Here is a 5,622-nt window from a genome sequence, read left to right on the forward strand (position 1 = left end):
ATGACAACAACTGACTTCTCTGAGAATGACACCAGCGAGTGGATCGCAGTGTTGCCGATTGCAGCGATTGAGCAGCATGGCCCTCACCTTCCTGTCTACACGGACACCTGCATCGCGGAAGGGCAAGTCGCTCGCACGGTTGAGCTGTTGCCTGATGATCTACCAGTCACATTCCTGCCCGTTCAGGCCGTCGGCAAATCAGATGAGCATCATTCGTTCCCGGGCACACTCAGCCTCACATGGGAAACTGCTGTTAAAGCCTGGATTGAGATCGGGGAATGTGTTGCCAGAGCAGGTATCCGCAAGCTGGTGCTGGCCAACTCCCACGGCGGCAACTCACCGCTGATGGACATCATCACCCGTGACTTGCGCCTCAAACACAACATGCTGGCGGTCGAATCCAGCTGGCTCCGCTTTGGCCAACCAGAAGGCCTCTATGCTGAGGAAGAGTTCACCTACGGCATTCACGGCGGAGATATCGAAACCTCCATCATGCTCTCCTTACGTCCTGATCTGGTACGCATGGATCAGGCGATAGACTTCACCTCCACTCAAACAGACCACATCAACAACGATGCTTATCTGCGCGCGCATGGCCGCCATCAATATGGTTGGATGAGCGAGGATCTGAACAAGACCGGCGCACTCGGCAACGCGGCCCTCGCCACTGCAGAAAAAGGCCAGTCATCCCTCACACACGCCTCTCAGGAGTTCATCAAACTCCTGCGCGATGTGCAACGTTTTGATATGTCATCCTTCAACAAAAGCTAGATCATACCTTCAATTAATGACGTAATTTCAATGCGGTAACACCTCATAAAAATTCCTCTTGCTATAAATTGTCATTTATGACAGTTTATTCAAAACAAACACATGAGGTTGGCAATGAAGATCTGTCTCATCAAAGCATCTGCACCGAGCTATTTTAAAGACTACAAGAAAGCGCGTGGAGGCCCGCCTCAGTCCATCTTCTCAGCTGCGGCAGCACCCCCCCGCCATTTTCAGCTGGAGATGCATGACGAAACCATCAGGATGGTCGATCCCCGCAAGGTGACTGCCGACCTCGTGGTGCTTTTCTTCGCAACCCCGGATGCCAACCGAGGCTACGAGCTCGCCTCAGCTTTCTCAGAAAAAGGCAGTCAGGTTGTGATCGGCGGCCTCCACGCCACCTTCATGCCAGAAGAAGCCAGCGAATATGCAGATGCGGTGATGACAGGCGAATGTGAAAACGTCTGGGATGAGTTGCTACAGGATGCGCAAAACCGAAGCCTCAAGCCGAGATACACCGGCACCTACGCTGATATGTCCAAGCTTAACCCATATCCGCGCCATCTCATCACCGCAGAGCAGTATGGCTGGGAATGGTCCGTGCTGGTCAGTCGCGGCTGCAAACACCACTGCAGCTTCTGCCTCATCCCCGGCATGCTTGGCAAAACCCGCTATCGCCCAATCCCCGACATAATCAATGAGATTTCCGAAATGGAAACCGATTGGGTCGAACTTCACGCCGACCACCTGACAGAGGATCGCGAATACGCTTTGGAATTATTCAAAGCATTAGAAACGCTCAAGATTAGATGGGCAGGCGAAACCACTATTCGCATAGCAGATGATCCGGAACTTCTGGAAGCCGCAGCAAGGTCCGGTGCGAAGTACTTGCTCATTGGAATAGAAACCCCGTCCAAGGCAGCACTCAAGCGTGCCGGCAAGGGTTTTGTAAAACCTGAAAACTTAAAATCTCAAATTTCTAACATTCATACACATGGAATTATTGTCGACACCACGGCTATTTTTGGCTTCGACGAGCATACACCAGAAATTTTCATCGAAACCGCCAAGTTCTATCATGACATAGGGGTAGATATTACCGCACCGGCCATCGCCATCCCCTTCCCCGGCTCCCGCTTCTACAAACAGCTGGAAGAGGAGGACAGATTGCTCTCTGACAACTGGGGAGAATTTGATGGTGCCCATGCGGTCTACCAGCCAAAAAACATGACCTGTGAAGAGCTTGAGGCAGGTGCAGAAGAATTCTCGCAGCATTTTTACTCAATGTCGCGGTCAGCTTCGAGAAAACTTCGTCAGATAAAAGATTTCGGGTTGGCAACCACGCTTCAGATTACGTGATTGCCAGCGCCTCATACCATAGGAAGGATGGCTAAGCCTAAAGGATCCCAACCCTTAAACTTTACCGTCCAATTAAGGAGAGCTTAGAACAGTTTAACTGTCTCTACAGCTCTCCTTTTTCCAAAATTTCGCCCCACAAAGACGCATCAAATCCCAGCAAAAGCTGTTTTCCACCAATAATAAGTGGCCTTTTAATTAATGAAGTTTCCTGTGCCATTAAGGCGATAGCGCTAGCCTGGTCCGTGACACCAGCTTTGATTTCATCATCCAATTTGCGCCATGTGGTACCGCGTTTATTCAAAACAGCGTCCCAACCGAATCGTTCACAGGCCTCTATCAGTGCATTTTCATCTGCACCATCTTTCTTGTAATCGTGAAAATTGTAGTTGATTTTAGATTCATCCAGAAGTTTACGAGCCTTGCGAACACTGTCGCAATTGCGAATACCATACATAATCAACAAGATCAGAACCCTTCATTTCCTCATCATTAGATGAAATATACTCATCTTAACGTTAGTGCGTCTCTCAACTGACGCGCATTAAACCGCAAGAAATACATCCCTTAGCACCTGAATACGCTATGAAATTGCGCTGCGCCCACATTAATTCCTCGTTTCAACTACGCAATGCCCCCTAGACGCATTCATTCATATGGGTAATATCACTAAGACGCCAGAATCCGCCTAATAAGTGGTCGGCGAAACCAGAGGGGCCCTGCAGAACAATTAATTTTCTGCATGAGGGGAAAAGGGGAGTTAATTTAGAATGCGTTTAAAGATTGCATCCGCTGCATTGGCAATGACGCTTGCTGCTGGAACTCAGGTAAATGCTGAAACGCTGAAGTTCGCATTTCAAGGTACATACAATCAGCTAGATCCATACAGCTTGAACGAAACATTCACCATGGCCATGCACGGCAATGTGTATGAAGGTCTCGTTCGCCGTACAGCTGATCTCCAGATCGAACCTGCACTTGCAGAAAGCTGGGAAGTTATTGAACCAACCCGCTGGCGCTTCCACCTGCGCAAAGGCGTAAAGTTCCACAACGGCAACGACTTCAATGCTGACGACGTGGTTTTCTCTGCAAACCGTGTTCGCGCTGAAGGCTCTGACCTGACAACCCGTATCGCAGCGGACGTCAAGGTTGAGAAAGTAGACGACTACACCGTTGATTTCGTCCTGACAGGCGTAAACCCTATCCTGCACTCCGAGTGGTCCACTTGGTACATCATGGATAAGGAATGGACTGAAGCAAACAACGCTGTAAAAGTGACAAGCGCTTCTGACACCAATCCAAACTATGCATCTTTGAACACAAACGGCACCGGCCCGTTCAAGATTGCAACGCATGAGCCAGGTGTAAAAACCACTTTCACCGTAAACGACGGTTGGTGGGACCAGAAGGTACACAACCTGACTGGCGTTGAGTTCACTCCAATCGGATCTGATGCAACCCGCGTTGCAGCTCTTCTTTCCGGTGAGCTGGACATGGCGTTCCCGATCCCGGTACAGGACATCAAACGCGTGGACAGCAATGCGGGCACATCTGCACTGACCGGTCCTGAGCTGCGCACCATCTTCCTTGGCTTCGACCAGAAGCGTGATGAGCTGACCTACTCCAACATCAAAGGCAAGAACCCGTTCAAGGACGTTCGCGTTCGTAAGGCGTTCTATCAGGCAATTGACGTTGATGCGATCAAAGCGAAAATCATGCGTGGTCTGTCCGAGCCAGCTGCTCTGATGATCTCACCATTCCTGTTCGCAAACTCCGGTGACTTCTCTCGCTACCCGTACGATCCGGCAGCTGCGAAGGCACTTCTCGCAGAAGCAGGTTATGCAGACGGCTTTGAAGTTGGCATGGACTGCCCGAATGATCGCTACGTCAACGATGAAGCAATCTGTCAGGCAACTGCAGCATTCCTTGCGCGCGTAGGCATCAAAGTAAACCTGAATGCACAGCCTAAAGCGAAGTACTTCGCTAAGATCCTGGCATCTGGCGGCTTTGACACGTCCTTCTACATGCTCGGTTGGACCCCAGGTTCATTCGACAGCTACAACGTTCTGCTCAACCTCAACAACTGTCGTGATGACAAAGGTGCTGGCGGACCATTCAACCTCGGTGGTTACTGTAACCCACGTGTTGATGAGCTGACAAAAATGGTTCTCTCCGAAAACGACGAAGAGAAGCGTAACAGCATGATCTCCGAAGCCTACACAATCCTGAACAACGAAGTATCTCACATTCCACTGCATCAGCAGGGTCTGGCTTGGGGTGTATCCGACAAGGTTACTCTGAAGCAGCGTGCGGATAACGAGTTCCACTTCAAATTTGTAGTGAAGAACTAAGTTGACGGCTTAGCCAACAAAATAATAGCCCGGCGCCCTAGGCGCCGGGCGCCTCTATTCTCAGGAACAACTATAAAACACCATGTTTGGCTTTATTTCCCGGCGTATCGCCATGGCTCTCGTGGTCATGTTTGTCGTAGCCTTAATCTCCTTCCTGCTCTTCCGCTTTGTTGGAGATCCTGTAAACCAGATGGTGGGCATTGAGACCACCCCGGAACAGCGTGAAGCCTTGCGCCAGCGCCTCGGTCTGAACGACCCCGTTCTCGTTCAGTTTTTCCGTTATGTCCTGGGCGCAATCCAGTTTGACTTCGGTAACTCCTACCAGTTCAAGCAGCCTGTGGCAGATCTCATTGGTCGCCGCCTGCCTGCAACTCTGGAGCTGTCCTTCGCCTCTGCAATTTTTGCATTGCTGCTGGGCATTCCAATGGGCGTTTACACCGGTCTGAACCGCGATTCCTGGCTCTCAAAGATGTTCCTGTCGGTATCTCTTGTAGGTATCTCTTTGCCAACATTCTTTATCGGCATCCTGTTTATCTTCTTCTTCTCGGTCACACTGCAGTGGCTGCCAAGCTTTGGCCGCGGCGAGGTTGTTGCCCTGGGGTCTTTCTGGGACACAGGCTTCCTGACCATCAGCGGTCTGAAGGCCATCATCCTGCCGGCAATTACGCTTGGGCTGTACCAGATGACCCTCATCATGCGCCTGATCCGCGCTGAGATGCTGGAAGTGATGCGGACCGACCACATCAAGTTCGCCCGCGCCCGCGGTTTGCCGAACCGGTCTGTCTATTACATCCACGCTCTCAAAAACACGATGGTCCCTGTGATCACCATCACCGGTCTGCAGCTCGGCTCCATCATCGCCTTCGCGATTATCACCGAGACCGTGTTCCAGTGGCCGGGCATGGGCATCCTCTTCCTGCAAGCCGTGCAGAACGTGGATATTCCGATCATGGCAGCTTACCTGCTGCTCACCGCTTTCATCTTCGTGTTCATCAACCTCATCGTAGACATTCTCTACGTCGTGATTGATCCACGCCTGCGCACCGAACGCGGCCGCGCATAAGAAACGGTAAGGATAATAATCATGACAGATAACACACCAACCGTTTCCGGCAGTGAGGCTTCAGAAGCCCCGCACTCCGCAATG

5 protein-coding genes are annotated in these 5,622 nt (G+C 51.1%); 4 read left to right on the forward strand and 1 reads right to left on the reverse strand.

The genetic code is table 11. The features are described 5' to 3' along the window. Nucleotides 1-771, forward strand: a 771-nt coding sequence (locus PPL9_RS06115) for a creatininase family protein (RefSeq protein ID WP_057461858.1), incomplete at its 5' end; no start/stop codon positions are given. Nucleotides 772-885: 114 nt separating this feature from the next. Then, a complete protein-coding gene (locus PPL9_RS06120; protein WP_057461859.1) occupies nt 886-2,127 on the forward strand; it encodes a radical SAM protein in 1,242 nt (413 codons plus the stop codon). Between the two features lie 103 nt (nt 2,128-2,230). Here the strand turns inward: PPL9_RS06120 and PPL9_RS06125 are convergent, their stop codons facing one another. Further along, a complete protein-coding gene (locus tag PPL9_RS06125; protein ID WP_057461860.1) occupies nt 2,231-2,581 on the reverse strand; it encodes an ArsC family reductase in 351 nt (116 codons plus the stop codon). 313 nt (nt 2,582-2,894) lie between these two features. On the opposite strand from PPL9_RS06125, the gene PPL9_RS06130 reads away from it, so the two are divergent. Together PPL9_RS06130 and PPL9_RS06135 are read left to right on the forward strand one after the other, a co-directional pair. After that, a complete protein-coding gene (locus PPL9_RS06130; RefSeq protein WP_057461861.1) occupies nt 2,895-4,475 on the forward strand; it encodes an ABC transporter substrate-binding protein in 1,581 nt (526 codons plus the stop codon). Nucleotides 4,476-4,557: 82 nt separating this feature from the next. After that, nucleotides 4,558-5,538 carry an ABC transporter permease gene (locus tag PPL9_RS06135; RefSeq protein ID WP_057461862.1) on the forward strand — a complete coding sequence of 327 codons (981 nt, stop codon included), beginning with the start codon at nt 4,558-4,560 and terminating at the stop codon, nt 5,536-5,538. The last annotated feature ends 84 nt before the right edge of the window (nt 5,539-5,622 follow it).

Source organism: Pseudovibrio sp. POLY-S9 (assembly GCF_001431305.1).
Taxonomy (GTDB): Bacteria; Pseudomonadota; Alphaproteobacteria; order Rhizobiales; family Stappiaceae; genus Pseudovibrio.

Bases quoted from the DNA above. Each gene is read 5' to 3' on its own strand.
- PPL9_RS06120 (WP_057461859.1), top strand. From the start codon at position 886: ATGAAGATCTGTCTCATCAAAGCATCTGCACCGAGCTATTTTAAAGAC.
- PPL9_RS06125 (WP_057461860.1), bottom strand. From the start codon at position 2,581: ATGTATGGTATTCGCAATTGCGACAGTGTTCGCAAGGCTCGTAAACTT.
- PPL9_RS06130 (WP_057461861.1), top strand. From the start codon at position 2,895: ATGCGTTTAAAGATTGCATCCGCTGCATTGGCAATGACGCTTGCTGCT.
- PPL9_RS06135 (WP_057461862.1), top strand. From the start codon at position 4,558: ATGTTTGGCTTTATTTCCCGGCGTATCGCCATGGCTCTCGTGGTCATG.